This window comes from Geomonas oryzae, assembly GCF_004117875.1.
Lineage (GTDB): Bacteria > Desulfobacterota > Desulfuromonadia > Geobacterales > Geobacteraceae > Geomonas > Geomonas oryzae.
Window position 1 is genome coordinate 502507 of the sequence record NZ_RAHW01000004.1, and the last position, 16400, is coordinate 518906.

At 55.0% G+C, this 16400-nt stretch carries 15 protein-coding genes and 1 other RNA gene; 5 read left to right on the top strand and 11 right to left on the bottom strand.

From position 1 onward, the window contains the following. Nucleotides 1–68: 68 nt before the first annotated feature. The 4 genes from D6Z24_RS13025 to D6Z24_RS13040 form a co-directional block, all read right to left on the bottom strand. A complete protein-coding gene (locus tag D6Z24_RS13025) occupies nucleotides 69–1160 on the bottom strand; it encodes a hypothetical protein (protein WP_129127022.1) in 1092 nt (363 codons plus the stop codon). Between the two features lie 442 nt (nucleotides 1161–1602). Next, nucleotides 1603–3249: an ATP-dependent nuclease gene (locus tag D6Z24_RS13030; RefSeq protein WP_129127023.1), complete on the bottom strand. Its 1647-nt coding sequence runs from the start codon at nucleotides 3247–3249 to the stop codon at nucleotides 1603–1605. A gap of 294 nt (nucleotides 3250–3543) precedes the next feature. Then, entirely contained in the window at nucleotides 3544–4323 is a 780-nt protein-coding gene (locus tag D6Z24_RS13035) for a TIR domain-containing protein (protein ID WP_129127024.1), read from the bottom strand. Continuing rightward, entirely contained in the window at nucleotides 4316–4708 is a 393-nt protein-coding gene (locus D6Z24_RS13040) for a hypothetical protein (RefSeq protein ID WP_129127025.1), read from the bottom strand. The genes D6Z24_RS13035 and D6Z24_RS13040 overlap by 8 nt, the downstream gene beginning before the upstream one ends. A gap of 266 nt (nucleotides 4709–4974) precedes the next feature. On the opposite strand from D6Z24_RS13040, the gene mobF reads away from it, so the two are divergent. From mobF to D6Z24_RS13055, 3 genes are all read left to right on the top strand, one after another. Next, entirely contained in the window at nucleotides 4975–7950 is a 2976-nt protein-coding gene (gene mobF, locus D6Z24_RS13045) for a MobF family relaxase (protein WP_162605131.1), read from the top strand. A gap of 236 nt (nucleotides 7951–8186) precedes the next feature. Beyond that, nucleotides 8187–8498, top strand: a complete 312-nt coding sequence (locus D6Z24_RS13050) for a hypothetical protein (RefSeq protein WP_129127027.1) — start codon at nucleotides 8187–8189, stop codon at nucleotides 8496–8498. A 135-nt stretch (nucleotides 8499–8633) separates the two neighbouring features. After that, nucleotides 8634–8930: a helix-turn-helix transcriptional regulator gene (locus tag D6Z24_RS13055; RefSeq protein WP_129127028.1), complete on the top strand. Its 297-nt coding sequence runs from the start codon at nucleotides 8634–8636 to the stop codon at nucleotides 8928–8930. Between the two features lie 17 nt (nucleotides 8931–8947). Here the strand turns inward: D6Z24_RS13055 and D6Z24_RS13060 are convergent, their stop codons facing one another. The 6 genes from D6Z24_RS13060 to D6Z24_RS13085 form a co-directional block, all read right to left on the bottom strand. Beyond that, complete coding sequence (locus D6Z24_RS13060) at nucleotides 8948–10198, bottom strand: type II toxin-antitoxin system HipA family toxin (protein WP_162605132.1); 1251 nt, start codon at nucleotides 10196–10198, stop codon at nucleotides 8948–8950. Between the two features lie 21 nt (nucleotides 10199–10219). Then, the gene (locus D6Z24_RS13065) at nucleotides 10220–10534 is read right to left on the bottom strand and encodes a helix-turn-helix domain-containing protein (protein WP_129127030.1); all 315 of its coding nucleotides are present in this window, start codon (nucleotides 10532–10534) and stop codon (nucleotides 10220–10222) included. A gap of 159 nt (nucleotides 10535–10693) precedes the next feature. Further along, nucleotides 10694–11920, bottom strand: coding sequence for a tyrosine-type recombinase/integrase (locus D6Z24_RS13070; RefSeq protein ID WP_129127031.1), 1227 nt, complete (start codon nucleotides 11918–11920; stop codon nucleotides 10694–10696). A 171-nt stretch (nucleotides 11921–12091) separates the two neighbouring features. Further along, nucleotides 12092–12444: a transfer-messenger RNA gene (gene ssrA, locus D6Z24_RS13075) on the bottom strand. 163 nt (nucleotides 12445–12607) lie between these two features. Further along, a complete protein-coding gene (gene smpB, locus D6Z24_RS13080) occupies nucleotides 12608–13081 on the bottom strand; it encodes an SsrA-binding protein SmpB (RefSeq protein WP_129127032.1) in 474 nt (157 codons plus the stop codon). A gap of 93 nt (nucleotides 13082–13174) precedes the next feature. Next, the gene (locus D6Z24_RS13085) at nucleotides 13175–13417 is read right to left on the bottom strand and encodes a DUF2442 domain-containing protein (RefSeq protein ID WP_129127033.1); all 243 of its coding nucleotides are present in this window, start codon (nucleotides 13415–13417) and stop codon (nucleotides 13175–13177) included. A gap of 170 nt (nucleotides 13418–13587) precedes the next feature. Between D6Z24_RS13085 and D6Z24_RS13090 the strand changes: the two genes are divergently transcribed. Together D6Z24_RS13090 and D6Z24_RS13095 are read left to right on the top strand one after the other, a co-directional pair. Continuing rightward, on the top strand, nucleotides 13588–14448 hold the full coding sequence (locus D6Z24_RS13090; protein WP_129127034.1) for an AraC family transcriptional regulator: 861 nt from the start codon (nucleotides 13588–13590) through the stop codon (nucleotides 14446–14448). 349 nt (nucleotides 14449–14797) lie between these two features. Continuing rightward, entirely contained in the window at nucleotides 14798–15382 is a 585-nt protein-coding gene (locus D6Z24_RS13095) for a hypothetical protein (protein ID WP_129127035.1), read from the top strand. Here D6Z24_RS13095 and D6Z24_RS13100 read toward each other — a convergent pair. Next, nucleotides 15359–16081 carry a YkgJ family cysteine cluster protein gene (locus D6Z24_RS13100; protein ID WP_129127036.1) on the bottom strand — a complete coding sequence of 241 codons (723 nt, stop codon included), beginning with the start codon at nucleotides 16079–16081 and terminating at the stop codon, nucleotides 15359–15361. The two genes, D6Z24_RS13095 and D6Z24_RS13100, sit on opposite strands and share 24 nt — an antisense overlap. Nucleotides 16082–16400 lie beyond the last annotated feature (319 nt).

The following is a 16400-nucleotide window of genomic DNA, read 5'->3' on the forward strand; positions in this document are numbered from 1 at the left end:
GCGGCCTTCGAAGTCCAGTTCACCTTAATAACTTGGCAAACTAAACTACGTTCCCCCTCATAACTTTACTAGTACATAGAAATCAACCGAAGAGTCTTTTTTTCCTTTTTGACTTGAAAAGCTGCTAAGTATTTTCTGCGAATTTTTCCGCAATAGATCTCAACCAAAGTTGCAAACTTTAAGCAATCGAATTCCTTGGAAAAGCTTATATTAAAGATATAATTTGTATTGATTTGGCTTTTAAGCACCTTTATTAATTCATTCTTTGTCATTGCATTGAGACCGGTAATGCTAAGTGAACCTCCTTTTTTCTGCATTAAATAATCGTATTTATTATCTTCTATTTCAATATCATATCCAGCTAATATGGTTGGCGTTGTAGTGACTGCATTCAATCCCCAAAACTGATCTTCATTGTCAGAATCAACATAGCGACGTTGTATTTTATATGAAAGAAAACTTCCAAAGTAAATATCCTCAACACCGAATATATCTACTGGATATTGATCACAATCGAAAGGTATGTAACCGTGTCCATTATCAATGTCATCGAACGGAGTTGAAACAAAAATTTTGTTTCCGATTTTGATGAAACCTTGCCCAATGCAGCTTGCTACCACATCCTTCAAGAAGCAACTAAAGGTGAGGTCAGCAAACCCGACATAGGAAACGCAGTTCTCAAGGCTTTTGTCGATGATCTGTATATTTCGTGCTGAAAGGTTATTGACGTAAACCGCGAAGTATTGTCTAGAATGTTGAAAATTAATCCTGTCAGTACGATTAATTTTATTATAAAATTCAGTGCACATACGAATTTGGACATCACGTGAATGCCCACAAAGTATGTCCCCGTAAAATACCGCCGCATTTTGTATTTTCATTATCTCAGGGAGGATATGATTAAAAATCTCCGTGCCATAACTCACAGAATTGACAGTCCTTTGTGAATCAAAAATAAAACAAGCTTCGTGTTTATCTTTATTTGGCACTAATACATTTTTGAATTTGTCGTATGAAACGCCAGTTTTTTTTAGCTGTTCTTTGGTTTGTTCGAAGGCATCGATTATTTCTTTATGCATTTCGACAGGATTCATTTCAAATGAACTTTTTATTACGTTCCAAACAATAATATTTCGTGCATCGAAAGTATATATTTCCATTTTACTCGCTCTCATGGGCCATATATTGTAGTTTACCGCTGGTGCGAATTTAAAAGAAAAGAGGGATTGGACATCACCGTGCACGACCTGCGCCGGACCTTCATTACCACGGCGCGGCGGTTGAAAGATCTTCGAGGACGCCGACCGGCTTACCAACCACGTGGACAGCACGATTTCTGGGCGACATTACGATGCGACGGACGTTGAGGATCTGCGCAAGCCGCTCCAGACGATCGCCAGCGAACTCGAAAGGCTCATGAAGGAGGGGGCGGCTAAGGTGCTTCAGCTCCATTAACGCTGGGAGCGCAGCGGCTGCAGAATAGCCGTCCGCTGTCTGCTGCGCTTCCGGCGGCGCGGATTATCGCGACGACCGGGCATTGCGTGGCAATTGGGACGAGGCTGACCAGCTTGAATACATGTGCTCAATTCTCAATTAGATGCTTTAATTCAGTAAGTGCTCAAGTTTAGCCTTCAGTCCTACAGCAATATTTCCATCTAACGTGCTTCTGAGTATGGCGTCTTCTTTGAATACATTGCCTGGGATTTCGTTCTTGAGTTGGTTGAAAACATACTTTCCTTTTGCTCCTTTCAAGTGACGGTTCTGAAAAGTTTCCCAAACATCTTCGTTAGTCGGGCTTCCGCCAGCCTTGTAAAGTTCTTCATTATGAGCACTTCTCTGCTTGTTGAATTGTTCACGAATAGGTTGAGCATGCCGTGTAAGTATATTGGTTATCTTCTCATTAGCATCAGCCGCAGAACAACCTAAAAACGACTGTATGAACTCAGCCTGGCAGAAATAACTTTCAACATCCGACAGGTCTGGAAACCAGAGGGTCACTCCCTTCTCGTTATAGGAAACTGACAAATTATCAACTTCTACGTCGGTCAATGAATCACGGTCCCTATGAACAACTACTTTGAATTTGTTGCCTAGTGCAGCTGATATCTCGGCAGCTTGAGTAGGAGTCGCTATATGTTTGTACCCCGTACCGGGATAAAAGGTTACGAACTTATCAATCTCTGGCCATTGTGAGATGATCTTCTTAAGTAGACCTAGTTTGGTGTCCTCAGAAATGATTAAGATTTTTTTGCCAAAACAGCCCCAACCAAGTGCAAGTTCTACTTCGGTTCTGTTATCTGACTCAATTCTGCCATCTTTGACCCAATACACCTTAGAATCTACTGGGGCTCCTCTTACTATAAAAGGCGAATGAGTGGTGAGAAGAATTTTGGTGTTTCTTTCACTAGCAACTACTGCCAACACCTGAACCAACTTTTCTTGCATCGTCGGATGAAGATGAATATCTGGTTCGTCAATTAATAAAATACCTGGATCAAACAACAAGATATATGAGAATATCTGTATAAGCTGCAGATAACCTGTGCCTATTAATTCAATCGGCCTAGCAGACCCATTTATCTCAATTTTACAGGCTACAATAAGGTGACGTTCTTCGTCATACTCCACTATGATTCTTATTGGGCCTATTATATTACTTATCCATCTTTCCAATAAATCTAACCTATCTTTTAATAACAACAAGACATTCCTAAGAATGATATTGGAATCACCATAAGAACATGCCTTCAGAATAACTTTCTTTGCTTTTTTTTCTTCTTTGTTTGGTATACCTGATATACCAGGAATATATGCTGAAAAGAATTTCCTCTTTCTTCTGAGGATGTCTACTAATTCAAGTGGGACACTGCCAGTGATTGAAATTCCTGCGTTTCGAGCCGACCTAAGTTCGCATAAAGCGGAAAAATTCACATTATCCGCAGTTCTTTTGAATCCTAGTTCTATTGAAGAAGATGGTGTTCCTACTTTATTACCCCACTCAGTGTTATGTCCTAGTCTTTTATAACTATCTGTAGGAAGGTAGTCAAGCTCTTCAATTCCAACCGTACTGGTTGACCCTCTCTCTACTCGGTCGGCTTGTCGTAACACACAGCAACCTAAATGGATAGCTTGAATAATGGACGACTTACCGCAACCATTTGTGCCAACAAGAATGTTAATATCAGCAAGTTCAAATTCAACTCGCTCGATCCTCTTAAAGTTGACTATTTTTAGTTTCTCAAGTTTCAAATTCACCTCCGGGCAAACTAGCTACTCCATCTAAGATGGCCTCACTTTTAATTCCGTGAATTTTTCGTTTTAGTTTCTCTTAGATTAGATAGAAAGTTTTGTAATAATCAAAATGCTTCTCTATAGTCGTTTATTAGCAGTGCTCGAAACAGCACAGAAAGGAACAGGTTTTCATGGTTTTTAACATTTCCGGCAATCGGGCTTATTTGGCGCATTTTGCCTCCTGTACTGCAACGTAACTAGTGGATCGACTGGACGTACCGCCCCCCGCCACGCCCGCCTCCAGCATGCCCCTTAAACAAGTCTGTTCAGATCTGCTTTAAGGCCTGCTTGTCTTAGTTCCTTTGCCAGATTGAACCGCCACGCCCCCCCTTCGTCCATATTTATGTAAACTACGCCAAGGTAGTCGGTCGGAATTTCAACCTCACCTTTATACAGCACGCATACGTTAGATCTTCCTAGGACACCTGAAAAATAGCCCAATTCGAGTACGACGTTTTGTCGAGCACGTGGCTTTTGTACATCTGGTTTGTTTATCGGATACCCAATATCATCCGGTGTTAAGAGCACGACCGCAAAACTAACTTGTTTTGCATCTCGCTCAAACTTTTCAATTATTGTTTTACCTTCATTTGGTTGCTCATGGAGAATTATAGCCTCGAGTCCTACCTTCTCCAAAGTCCTTGCAACATCAGTTTTAGCAAGGCTGTCATGTCCATGTACTACAAATACTCGATTAGTTTTGTCAGCATTTTCGCTAGATGTGGAATCATTACTGATTTTAGAATTAAGTGGGAGCGGGTCAATACGGAGAAATTGACGTGGTAGATCATTTATCCCTTGTTCAAGATCATTTAAAAAAACTAGGTATTCCTGTTTTTCTTGCTCCCATGTTTTTGAGTTTATACTTGATAGTATTCTTAGTTCATCGTCAACAATTGTATCGCTCAGAAATCGAAGTGTACGGTCCCTCCATTGTGGCAGTCTAGCATCTAACTGATCCTTGATGTTAAGAAGGGCATCACGCTGTCTTTGTACGGTATTACATGCCTGACTTTTAAGATCTTTAGCCATTTAAGTCCTCGCGGCCTTTATCAGAAGAAGAATGCTTCGGCAAAGAGATGGGAACTTTGAATTTTATTCGCGAAATAGACTGGTTCAGCTCGCTAGATTTGCCATGAGCACCCGAGCTGTATATTCCAGAAACGACGTTGATACCGCCTTTTGCATCGGCACCTTCGATAGCTGTGACTGCAACATCAAAATCAACAGATTGTATAACCCCTCCATTATAGTCCCAACCAAGCGCCATATTAGTGCCTCCGGTTTGGCTGTTTGTGAACAAGCTTCGAACCTTAGGGCTAATCTGCGCTCCAGATTCAACTAGGCGTGATTGAGCATCTGAGACCCCCTTCACAATTTCAACAAGAGACTCCGCAACAAACTCCTTCAAATTCATGCTATCTCCTTTCAGTACCAACAGCTGAGTGCAACAAAGCTAACTGTTGCTCTTCCCTTTTCTGGCCAGGCTTGAGGTTCAGGCGCGCCTTTATACCTTCCCCTTGGTGGGCGCAGGATAGCATGCAAGGTTAATGAAGAACAATAGGAATCTGCTCCTGTGGTGCCCATTGGAAAGCGCTCGATCTTTGTTAAAGTTTGCCAATTCCGCATAAGGCTTTGGAGCAGATGCTATCTTCTTTTGGAGTGAGGGCTGGAGATCTAGCGATGATGTCGGTATCACCGGGGATGGCCGCAGGGCAGGCTGGCGGGTACTTCTCCAGGGAAGACTACTACCTAGGCGGGCTCGAGGAAGGGAGCAGCCACTGGTACGGCCGTGGAGCAAAGGCGTTGGGGCTCGACGGCCCGGTTGCGGAGGAGGAGTTCCGCGCGTTGTGCCGGGGGGAGAACCCGGAGAGGAACCGGATCGTCGCACCCAAGCTGACACGGGACCGGGAGAGCGGTGGGCTTACCGAGACGCACCGTGCCGGGAACGACTGCACCTTCTCAGCCCCCAAGTCGGTCTCCATCGCCTACGCCGCAGGGGTGGACCAGATCCGAGAGGCGCACGACGCGGCGGTGACCTCGGTCATCTCGCACATGGAGGAGCATTACTGCCATTACCGCAGCCCCGAGGGTATCAGGTGCGGCGGCATGGTGGCGGCCAAGTTCGACCGCGCCACCTCCCGCAACGTCGATCCGCAGTTGCACTCCCATGTCTTCGTGGTGAACGCGGTGCACACCGGGGACGGAAGCTGGAGGGCAAACGAACCCAGGGCCATTTTCCAGGACCAGAAGTCCCTGGGGCTGTTGTACCGGCAGGCGCTCGCGCGAGAACTTTCGGAGCGTGGCTTCGAGGTGGAGGTTCGGGACCGCTCGCAGATGTTCATCGAGTTGAAGGGGATCGACCCGCTTCTCATCGGGCACTTCTCCTCCAGGCGTCAAGCCATCGAGGAGCAGGTGGAACTCTGGAGGGACGAGGGGAGGGACGAGGGGAGGTTTGCCGAGGTGCCCCACGCCCGACTCTACGAGATGGCGGCGCTGGAGGGCCGGGACCCGAAGCGGAGCATCACCAACGAGGAGGTGACCCGCATCTTCGAGCGCGGCTTCGAGGAGTGCGGCACCTCCTTCGCCCAAGTGAAGCGTGAGGTGGAACGGGGCCGAGAACTCTCGATCTCCCACACCATTCCCGATGCCTCACGTGTGGTGGAGTTGGCTGCTCGGGATCTCACCGAGCGCGAGGCCGTGCTGGACCGGGCGCGTCTTCTGGACCAGGCGGTGCTCGTCTCAGGGGGGGAGCATTCCGTTGCCGCGCTGAACCTCGCCATCGACGGCGGGACTCTCGACCTGCGGCGCCTCGGGCGTGACGCCAGGGGACGGGAGTTCTACACCACGCGGGAGATGCTGGAGCTGGAGTCCCGGAACCTGGAGAGGATCAGGGAATTTCCTCCCTTCGAGAGTGTCGCGCGCGTCCCCGAGGTCGAGGCCTACCTGGAGCTTTGGCAGGAGAGAGAGGGCGTCCGGCTGACAGCCGGACAGAAAGCCGAGGTCCTTCTGGAACTGACCGGGAGCCGGGGCGTCGCCCTCACCATCGGGGACCCGGGGACCGCCAAGACCTCCACCCTGGAGATCGTCGAGAGGTTCAACGAGGAGGTATTGCGCCCCGAGGGGAGAGAGCACCTCTCCGTCAACCTCTCCTATACCGGGAAGGCGGCCCGGGAGTTGTCCCTTGCCACCGGGAGGCCCGCCCTTACCCTCGACAGTTTCGAAAACGGGAATCCGGCTTCCAAATTTGCCCTACAGAGGGCGAACGGCGAGCCGCCCATGCTAGTGGTCGCGGGTGAAAAAATCCTCATCCCGAAGGGGCGGGAGACGCAGGTGGTGCTCCGGGTGGACGAGGCGGGTTTTCTTGGAGCGAGGCAGGCGGAGCGCCTTCTCGACGTGGCCGATGAGCTGCGGCAAAGTGGCCTCCGGGTGAAGCTGCACCTCCTTGGGGACTCGAAGCAGATGCAGGGGATCCAGGCGGGGGACCTCTTGCGGCAGGTGCGGGAGCTCGGTCTCAAAGAGGAGGTCGACTACGCGCACCTTACCGAGATCCTCAGGCAGCGCGACCCCGGGCTCCTGGAGATCGCCAGGGGGCTGAACCGCGAGATTCGCCGGGCACGCGTTACGGGTCGCGAGATCGAGGCAGGGAGGAGCTTTCCGGTGCTCGCCCCGGTGCGCCAGGGGATCACCGTCGAGGGGTACCAGCTCGGGGACACGCTGCACTTTTCCGGCGAGCGAACCGAGGACGGCCGGACGGTCGCCTGGGGAGCGCGGCTGCACGCCGAGGGAACGGTGGTCGGGCTCGACCGGGAGCGTAACCAGGTGCGGGTCGATTTATCGTTCGAGACCCTGGACCGGCAACGGCGCAAGGTGGTCCGGGAGGTGACCAAGGATTTCCCCGCTGCCGAGCTGCCGGGACGGACCACGCTGTTACGGGAGGAGGAGCGGAGCTTTTCCGTTGGCGACCGAATCGTCACATTGAAAAACGACCGGGGGCTCGGGGTGCAAAACGGCTCGCTCGGGGTGGTGCGTGAGATCGACGACGCGGGGCGGATGCGGGTCGACCTGGAGGGGCGCGAGGTGACGCTCGATATCAAGAAGTACCGGCACCTCGATCACGCCTACGCCCTCACCATCCACAAGAGCCAGGGGGCGACCGTGGAGCACTCCATCCTCTACGCGCCGGTGCGACCAAGACAAGGGGTGGAGCTGGAACCGGGAAAGGAGCTCGGAGAATCCTACGGGCGGATGAGCTACAACGCGTTGAACGTCGCCGTCACCCGTGCCCGCTTCACGACCCGCGTCTTCACCAACTCCATCGAGGATCTCGAGCGGTCGGTGCAGTTCGTCGACGGCAAGAGTTCGACGCTCGACATAGCGAGGGAACCGGTGCGGGAGATCACGCGCACGCAGCAAAGGGACATCACCGAGGCGCCGCACGATCTGCAAAGGAGCATCGGAGAATTGGAGCGGGCAATGCTGAAGCGTGGGGACGGGGTGCGCAGGGCTCCCTCGCTCGAACATGTGGTCCCGCTGCTCCGTGCTCCGGGGCTGAGAATTCCGGAGCAGGCGCTGCAGGTCCGGGCCGTGCAGAAGGTGGTGGACCGGCAGCTGGAGCTCACCCTCCCGAAGCTTCCTGGCATGGGCTTTAGGGACTGAGCGGTGGAACGTTCAGGTGCGGTTGCGGCGCACTTTCCCTTCGGGCTGGCAGTGGTCAGGCGGGCCTCGCTTCGCTCGGCTGATTTTCCTTTCACACCTGACGCAGCCCTTGCGGGCCGCTTCAGGAAAAAGTCCGTTTTAACAGGGCTTTGCATGGTACCACAGGCCCGGTAACTCAGTCGTAACTTACCGATATCATTGTGGTACCAGCGGTACCACGTGAAAAGGAGGAGGGTGTGCAGAAAAAAACGCATCTGACAGTGCGACTGGAGCCGGCTCTTTTGGACCGGCTGGAAAGGGTGGCAGCCTCCCGCTACATGGAGATACCCGACCTCATTTCGGTCGCGCTGGATGCGCTGGAACGTACCGATAACCTCGATGAAGAACTCGCCCTGGTGACGGAAAATCTGGAACTTCTTCACGAAAAGATGCCTAGCATCGACAAGATCAGGAGCTATTTTCAGATCCTGGAAAAGCAGTTGGTGGCACATGACGAAGCCGAAGCTGCGCGCCTTCGACGCATCCATGGCCCGCACATTTTCGACTGAGGGGAGCGGCTTGCCAAGGCCGACCGCCCCACGGTGATGGGGTGGAAATCTCGCGCTGCGCAGAGTGGCCGAGCGGCACCAACATGGGTTGACCGGTAGGACCTAACGTACAGAAAAGCGACAGGGAGGTTGCACATGAACGACACGAACGTGCTGCCCGGCGACGGGTACGTGAGGCTGCCCCAGATCATCGGGCAAAAGGAAGTTACCAGCGAACAGGCGGCGGCGAACAGGAAATCCGGCAGGGGACTAAAGACGCCGAGGCCTGCCATTACGCCGCTTATTCCAGTGAGCCGGGCGGCTTGGTACGCGGGGATCAAGAAGGGGATTTATCCGCCGCCGGTCAAACTCTCGTATCGGATTTCTGCCTGGACTGTCGGGTCCATAAGGGCATTGCTCGACCGGCACCCGCGGGAAGACGACCGGCCGTGAAGGCGAGCGCTCCGGTGCTAGCGCCGGAGCAGCTCGTCCCTGAAGCACCCGGACAGCTTAGCGATGTCGCTGTCGCTCACGCCGGCTGCAGAAAAACGGCTCTGCCACTCCCGCACAACCTCGCGCACCCGGTCCAGAATCTCCGAGGAAGTACCCTTGCGGACGCCGAACATCCTAGCCGCTTCCTCCAGGTTCGCTAGGCTGGATTCTTTGCCGAACCGGCCGAACTTCAATGCCTGGCTGTACGTCTCCCCGGTCTGGGGAACGGGTACGATGTCGTAGGCGGGGGAAAGCCTCCAGCGTCCTTTTCCGGTATAAAGAAAGCCGTGGTTGCGCATATGGTCGTCGGAGTTGGTGACGAAAACGTTGAAGGCCAGGCGCCGGAAAAGCTCCTCCCGGTCGCGATCCGGTTCGTCGGAAAAACGGGCGATGGCCATGGCGATTTCGTCGTAGGAATAGGAGCCGTAGTCTGCCTCATGCATCCCCGTTGCGGTCAGCGCCGAACAGAAATGGTAACGTTCCACCCCGTCGGGGGTCCGTTTCCGGTCGAACCTGCGGATGAGGTAGACGCTCTTTCCCCCTACGTCCGCAACGTCCACTTCCGGGATATCGATGCCGCAGTCGCGGGCCATGAGCATGGTGGCGTATTCCACCCGGGCGATGTCGTAAGCGTCGCCCTTCACGGTGAACTTGGCCAGGCAGATCTCCTCTCCCCAGGTGACGGTTCCCTTGGGCCGGGCACCGCCCATGGAAGAGCCGTACTCCAAAAGGGCGAGGAAGTTCGGGTCGGTGCTGTCCTCTTGCGCCTCGATGCCCCGGATCACTTCGTCCAGGTCGAGGATCCGCTCCGGGTGTGACCGGAATTCCCGCAAGTCCCAGACGCCCGGGCCGGATTCCGGAGACGAACCGAACCCCAGGCCTCCCGACCGGTCGGCTCCCGCAGCCATGATGTAGTCGAAGTCGTCCAGCGTCACCGCTGGGAACCGCTTGTCCATCAGGAAGCGGCCCCATCGATCCGGGCCGGCGTCCCTGATGCCGTTAAACACCCCGAAGTCAGGAGGAGTCGTGAAGACGTTACGCCCGCCCCGGACCGGAAGCGGAAGCATCACCGGGTCTACCGGGATGGCGTCTTCCCGTTCGAGATACTTCGTGCCGTAGGCGAATTCGCTCCTGATGTCCCTGCCATCGATGGTGGTGATGAGCCTGCCCGCAGGGACCGGCTTGACTCCGAAATAGACAAAGACAATGGCTTCTTTCCTGATTGCCACCAAGACACCTCATTTCATGTTCTAAAAATCGAGATCGGTCAGCTGGACTGCGGTCACCCGCTCCTGAACTCGCCCTGGGGCTTCTTCCACCAGCGAAGCGAGCTTCCAGTTGCCGCCAAGTATCGCAAGGGCTCTCAGCAGAACCCCGATGCTCGTTCCCGGGTTGCCCCGCTCCAGTTCCACCACGGTTGGCGTGGACACCATCATCCGTTCCGCCATGGACCGCAGGGAGATTTTTCTGCTTTTTCTTGCCTCACGGATTCGCCTGCCGAGCCGTTCAAGCTCGATCTGGGCGTCTATCCCGAGCGCCGCGACAGCCCTAGATTGTTTGGCCACGACTTCCCCCTCAGTTCGCCCCGCGAGGTGCGCAGGCGAATAATGTGCAAATAAAACTACACAACAATGGCAAAAGTAGCAAGTATATTTGTACAGAAGAGGGATATGCGCCGGAAACGGAGAGACTGCGGAGTGCCCGCGTTTCCGGTTTCGGTGCCGTTAGGCAGGAGCGCCATCTCTCCTGAAGGGGAGGACCTTGGCTCCGGCCTTGAGCCCGTCCAGGTAATCCGCCCAGGTCTGCATCATTTTGCGCCGCTCGGCCAGGTGGGCCGTGCGGTTGTAGGCACGGCCGTTCGGGTCGCGCAGCGCGTGGGCCAGTTGCTGCTCGATGTAGTCCGGCCGGATCTGCAGCACCTCGTCCAGGATTGTCCGGGCCATGGCCCTGAAGCCGTGGCCGGTCATCACGTCACCGTCGTACCCCATTCTCCTCAGGGCCGCGTTGACGGCGTTTTCGGACATGCAGCGGTCGAAGGATCTCCCGGAAGGGAACAGATAGCGGCTGGTGCCGGTATAAGGCTGCAGTTCCTTCAGGATGTCCAGCGCCTGGGTCGAGAGCGGGACGATGTGAGGGGCCTTCGTCTTCATGCGCTGGGCGGGGATGTTCCACTGTTCGGCTTCGAAGTCGATCTCGGACCATTCCGCCTGCCTCAGTTCCCCGGGGCGCACGAAGACGAGCGGCGCGAGTCGCAGGGCGCACCTCACCACGAAACCGCCCTGGTAGGCATCGATATCGCGCAGCAATGGTGCCACTTCCTTGGGCTCGGTGATCGCGGCGTGGTTGCGCCCCTTGGCCGGGGGGATCGCCCCTTTGAGGTCGGCGGCGACATCGCGCTTCGCCCTCCCCGTGGCTATGGCGTACCTGAACACCTGACCGCAGATCGTCTTGACTCTGTGCGTCGTTTCCAGGGCACCCCGCGCCTCGATCCGGCGCAGCACCGCCAGGAGTTCCGGTGCCTCGATGTCCCCGATGGGGGTTCCACCCAGCCAGGGGAATACGTTCTGTTCCAGTCGGGCCAGGATGGTCTGCGCGTGCCCCTCGGTCCAGGTCGGCTTGAAGCGTTCCCACCACTCCCGGGCCACGATCTCGAAGCTGTTCGCCGCCCGCAGTACACGGGCAAGTTTCTGCGCCCGGCGGGCCGCTCCGGGATCAACGCCATTTCTCAACTCCTTGCGCGCCGCCCGCATCAGGTCGCGCGCCTCGGCGAGCGATACCTGCGGGTAGGTCCCGAGAGCCAGCACCTTTTCCTTGCCTTCGAAGCGGTATTTGAGTCGCCAGCATTTCCCGCCGCCGGGATTGATCAGCAGGTACATGCCCTCGCTGTCGGAAATCTTGATCGGCTTGTCTCCCGGCTTTGTATTCCGTATCTTTACGTCCGTTAGTGCCACGGTAACCTCCATGGGGGTATCGGATTTGTTTTGGGGGTATCGTCCGGATTTTGTACCCCCAAATACCCCCGCTGTCAATGGTTACCACCATACTACACTGGACGCATGAAAAAGAAAAAGCCCTGATTTCTCAGGGCTTTTTGCTTGTTAGGATCTTTTAAGATCCTCTAATGGTGGAGGTGGCGGGAATCGAACCCGCGTCCGAGAATCGTACACATAAGGCGTCTACATGCTTGTACCTGTTTTTGAGTTTAGCCCTTCAAGTCTCCACAGGGCGGGATACTTGAGTCGCGATTCCGCTTGATTTCGCCGCAGGGCCACGGACGCTCCCTGAAACTATCCCACTGAATGACGTTCTATCCTTCCACGTGGGAGATGGTAGGTAGAACGTTAGCAGGTTATTAAGCTGCTAAAGCGTAATCGTAATTGTCGGCGCTTAAATGCGTCCCGGATTGTTTAACGAGCCACCCGGACCTCGGCATGCAACCTTAGCTTCTTACCCCCGTCGAAACCTTTACACCCCCTTAAAACCTTGAAAAATGTTCTACGTTCTATGTTCTACGTTCTACGTAAAAAACTTGGTCCTCTGACCTTACCGAACTGCAAGAGCTGCTGCAATCTTTGTGACTTATGCTACGTCCTCCGTTCACAACGTAGAACATAGAACGTAGAACGTAGAACCTGTCTCTAGTCTCTGTCTCTTGCCCCGCGGTTCCTTTCTTTCAGGGCTATTACGACGTCTCGCTTCATGTCTTTTTGCTTCATGACTTCTCGCTTGTCGTAGTTCTTCTTGCCCTTGGCCAGTCCAAGTTCGGTCTTCACCTTGCCGTCCTTGAAATAAACCCTGAGCGGGATCAGCGTGTAGCCTTGCTCCCTGATCTTGGAAAAGAGCTTCACTATCTCTTTCTTGTGCAGCAAAAGCTTCCTCATACGGTCCGGATCGTGGTTCTCACGGTTGCCGAAATCGTACGGGTTGATGTGGAAGTTGTGCAGGAAGGCTTCGCCGTTCTTCACCATCGCAAAGGAGTCGTTCAGGTTGGCTTTGCCGTTGCGCAGAGACTTTACCTCGGTCCCCTGCAACACCATGCCGGCCTCATAACGCTCTTCGATGAAGTAATCATGGAACGCCTTCTTGTTGTTGCAAATCAGCTTCTCACCCATAGCGAGTCATCCTACCAGATTAGCCGTCAAAAGGACAGGGGGAAAAACAGGACGAAACTTGTCGCGCTCTTTCCGTAGGCCGGTGGCGGGTGACTACCCTTTTGTGATTGGACTACCCTCTAGATAAAGGGTGTCAGCGCTGAGATCCGCCTCGTTGTCCCACTCGACGAAGTAGCCTCCGTTACGAGCAGTTTTGAAGATGGTCAGATCCTCGAGGTCCCTGAACGCTTCCTTTTGCAGCAGAGGCCTCACATCGTACCTGCGTTCCTCACCGTTGGCGAAACTTACGTCTAGTGTCCAATCGTCATTCGCACGTATGGTGTTTATGGTTCTCATTACTCGAGTCCTTTTAGATATCAGATTGACGGGCCAAAGGTACCCCGTTATTTTGAAGATGTCAAAGTGGTCGGGGTTGCTGTCGAGGCTTCGATTGAGCAATTTCGGTCAGGATTTATCTCTCGCTCCCGGATAGGATGGCTTTCGAATTGAGACGGGACGGTGAACGGATGGATAAGGCACGGACATACGAGCAGCGTTTCGAAAGGGTCTTCCGCTACATCGAGCGGCACCTGGATGAACCGTTGACGGTGGAGAGGTTGAGCGGGGTGGCGCACTTCTCAAAATTCCACTTCCACAGGCAGTTCTCGCTCTACGCGGGAATCGGGGTCTTCGCCTACATCCGGCTCCTGCGGTTGAAACACGCTTCCTACCGGCTCTTGTACCGCCGGGAGGAGCGGGTCATCGACATCGCGCTGGACGCCGGATTCGAGAGCCCCGAGGCCTTTGCCCGTGCCTTCAGACAGATGTTCGGACAGTCTCCTTCTCAATTCAGAAAATCACCCAAGTGGCGGCCCTGGAAGGAGCGCTTCCGGCTGCCGCAAAACGAAAGGAGAAATGAGATGGATGTGAAAATCGTGGAGTTCCCCGAGACGCGGGTCGCGGTACTGGCCCACCGTGGGGCACCGGAAAAGCTGGACGAGTCTGCGCTCAGGTTCATCGAGTGGCGCAAGCAAAGCGGGCTGTCGCCGGTGAAACAGTCGCTTACCTTCGGCGTCGCTTACGACGACCCGGAGGTCACCGAGCCGGAGCGTTTCCGCTTCGACATCTGCGGCGAGGTGACGCAAACCGTGCCGGAGAACCCGCAGGGGGTGGTGAACGGGGTCATCCCCGGCGGCCGCTGCGCCGTGGTGCGCCACCTGGGCTCGCATGATGATATCGGCAACACCGTCTATCCGCTGTACCGGGAATGGCTCCCCAAAAGCGGCGAGGAGCTTAGGGATTTCCCGCTCTTCTTCAATTACCTGAACCTGATGCCGGACGTCGCCGCGCATGAGTTGGTGACGGATGTTTATCTGCCGCTGAAATAGGAGATGGGGGATGTGAGGATGAAAGGCTCCGTTTCTCATCCAGGTGCGAAATGGAGCCTTTTTTTGCAGCTGCCGACGCCCTCACCCTGTCCCTCTCCCGGAGGGAGAGGGGATGTGGGAGTTAGGCGAAGGTCATGATCTATCGGAGCGAGGGTGAGTGGATCTTATTCGTTTACTTATTAATCGAAATAGTGTATACGCAATCGGCATAGCGTGAGGGAAGTGCTCCTGCTGATCCGCCCGATGGCCGTTCCCCCGCAAGGAAGCGATGTTATTTCATCGGCCCGTACGGGCCTGCGGTTCAGCGGCCGCCGACTGCAGTGGGGTTGACGGCATTCAGGATGCCATGATGCGCTCTCTACCGATGTACGACGCGATGCAAGGGGCCCTCAAACAGGCCCACATGCTTTCCTCCGCAGTTGTCGCCGCAAGCGGCGCCTCTCTTTTGTACCTGCTGCATATCTACAACATTTCCTCCAAGAAAATCGAGCTTGCGTTACTGAACCAGGCGACCATTGAACTGGTCTGCTACATGCTCCTGCCGAGCATCGCCTTCAGTGTCGTTACCGGCGCGATCATCTGCCTTGCTGAAAGCCGCGTCTTCTCCTGCCACTACATGGCGACGAAAGCCACCAACGCGGTAGCCGCGATCGCCCTCGGGACGAGTCTCTACTTCGGGCTGCAAAAGCTCGCCGCCGCGGCTTCGGACGTGCGCGGGGTGGCGCTGGCGGGATGGCAGCTTCAGGCGGAAGACGTGCTGGGGGGGATGAACCTCATCGCCGCGGTTTTCATGGGGACGGTTCTTTTCGTCTTGTACAACGTGGTGCGCCGCCCCTGTTCGGAGTCCGGCGGATGCGAACTCTGCAAGCGGGAACGGGATCAGGGACGCTGCGCAGGGGAGAGGGGACGGCTATCCGGGGACGCCGGTAAGTAGAAGCGGATTGTCGAAGCCCGCCTCGGCTACGAAACGTGCGGCTGCATCGGGCCCTTCCTGGCAGGCCTCGGCAAGGCCTTTGCGGATCAGGTGCACTAGGACGCCTAAGTTGCCGTAGAGGGCGAAGCCGAAGTGAAGGCGCATGTGCTGCGCCGCGGCTTCCTCGAGTTCCTTGCCGCTTTCCTGCAGGGTCGCGACGTAGTGGCTGGGAAAGGCGACGACCTTGCGGTCGAGCCCGGCCAGAAACGCCTCGCGTTCTTCCGGCGCAAGCGTGGAGAAGTCGGCGCCGCACCAGACGCTTTCGCGCGTGGAGATGAGGGCACGGCAGGTGAGGGGACGTACCGGGTAGACGCTGCAGGTTCCTTCGTCATCGAGCAGGGGGCAAAATCCCATCTGGCGGTGCAGGCGCAGGTATTGAGGTAGTTCGCGGACGTTTTTCACGAGATCCCGCAATCGCACCGCGTAGTTCTCCACTTTCTCGGCCTGCGCCTCGTCCAGGCGGCGCGCTACGGCAAGCGCCTCGGCGAACCCGGTATGGACGGCGAGGCTGCAGCAGTTGCGGCATCCCTTGCCGCAGTGAATCGAGCCGCCGCCCGCGCGGTAGTCGTCGACCCAGGAACGCACCAACATCTCCAGGAACATCTGCTGCTGTTTGACCTGCTCTAGGAGCTGGTCGATCTTCTCGCCTGCTGCCGCCATCGCTTGGATTCCCTCCACCTTTTTACTTCTTGACGCCCGGCAATATAAACAGGGATTGGGAGGATGTCAAACGAGTCATCATCGATGAGAAGGGAACTTTTGAGCTGCCCGATTGAGACTGGGATAGATAAAAGGCAAATCCCCCCTGTCCCCCCTTCGCCAAGGCTACGGGGGGCAGGCTCCCCCTTCGCAAAGGTTCTTCAGGAAATTCCGGGAACGGGGCACAAAAAATAAATGCGACAACGACAGCACTGGGTTATTTTGAGGTTCCCCAACCAACAAATACTCAGGAGGCCGCCGTTGTCGCAACCCGATCTTA

Excerpts from the sequence above, each read along its gene's own strand:
- D6Z24_RS13025 (WP_129127022.1), bottom strand. The coding sequence starts at position 1,160 with ATGGAAATATATACTTTCGATGCACGAAATATTATTGTTTGGAACGTA.
- D6Z24_RS13035 (WP_129127024.1), bottom strand. The coding sequence starts at position 4,323 with ATGGCTAAAGATCTTAAAAGTCAGGCATGTAATACCGTACAAAGACAG.
- D6Z24_RS13040 (WP_129127025.1), bottom strand. The coding sequence starts at position 4,708 with ATGAATTTGAAGGAGTTTGTTGCGGAGTCTCTTGTTGAAATTGTGAAG.
- mobF (WP_162605131.1), top strand. The coding sequence starts at position 4,975 with ATGATGTCGGTATCACCGGGGATGGCCGCAGGGCAGGCTGGCGGGTAC.
- D6Z24_RS13055 (WP_129127028.1), top strand. The coding sequence starts at position 8,634 with ATGAACGACACGAACGTGCTGCCCGGCGACGGGTACGTGAGGCTGCCC.
- smpB (WP_129127032.1), bottom strand. The coding sequence starts at position 13,081 with ATGGGTGAGAAGCTGATTTGCAACAACAAGAAGGCGTTCCATGATTAC.
- D6Z24_RS13085 (WP_129127033.1), bottom strand. The coding sequence starts at position 13,417 with ATGAGAACCATAAACACCATACGTGCGAATGACGATTGGACACTAGAC.
- D6Z24_RS13090 (WP_129127034.1), top strand. The coding sequence starts at position 13,588 with ATGGATAAGGCACGGACATACGAGCAGCGTTTCGAAAGGGTCTTCCGC.
- D6Z24_RS13095 (WP_129127035.1), top strand. The coding sequence starts at position 14,798 with ATGCGCTCTCTACCGATGTACGACGCGATGCAAGGGGCCCTCAAACAG.
- D6Z24_RS13100 (WP_129127036.1), bottom strand. The coding sequence starts at position 16,081 with ATGGCGGCAGCAGGCGAGAAGATCGACCAGCTCCTAGAGCAGGTCAAA.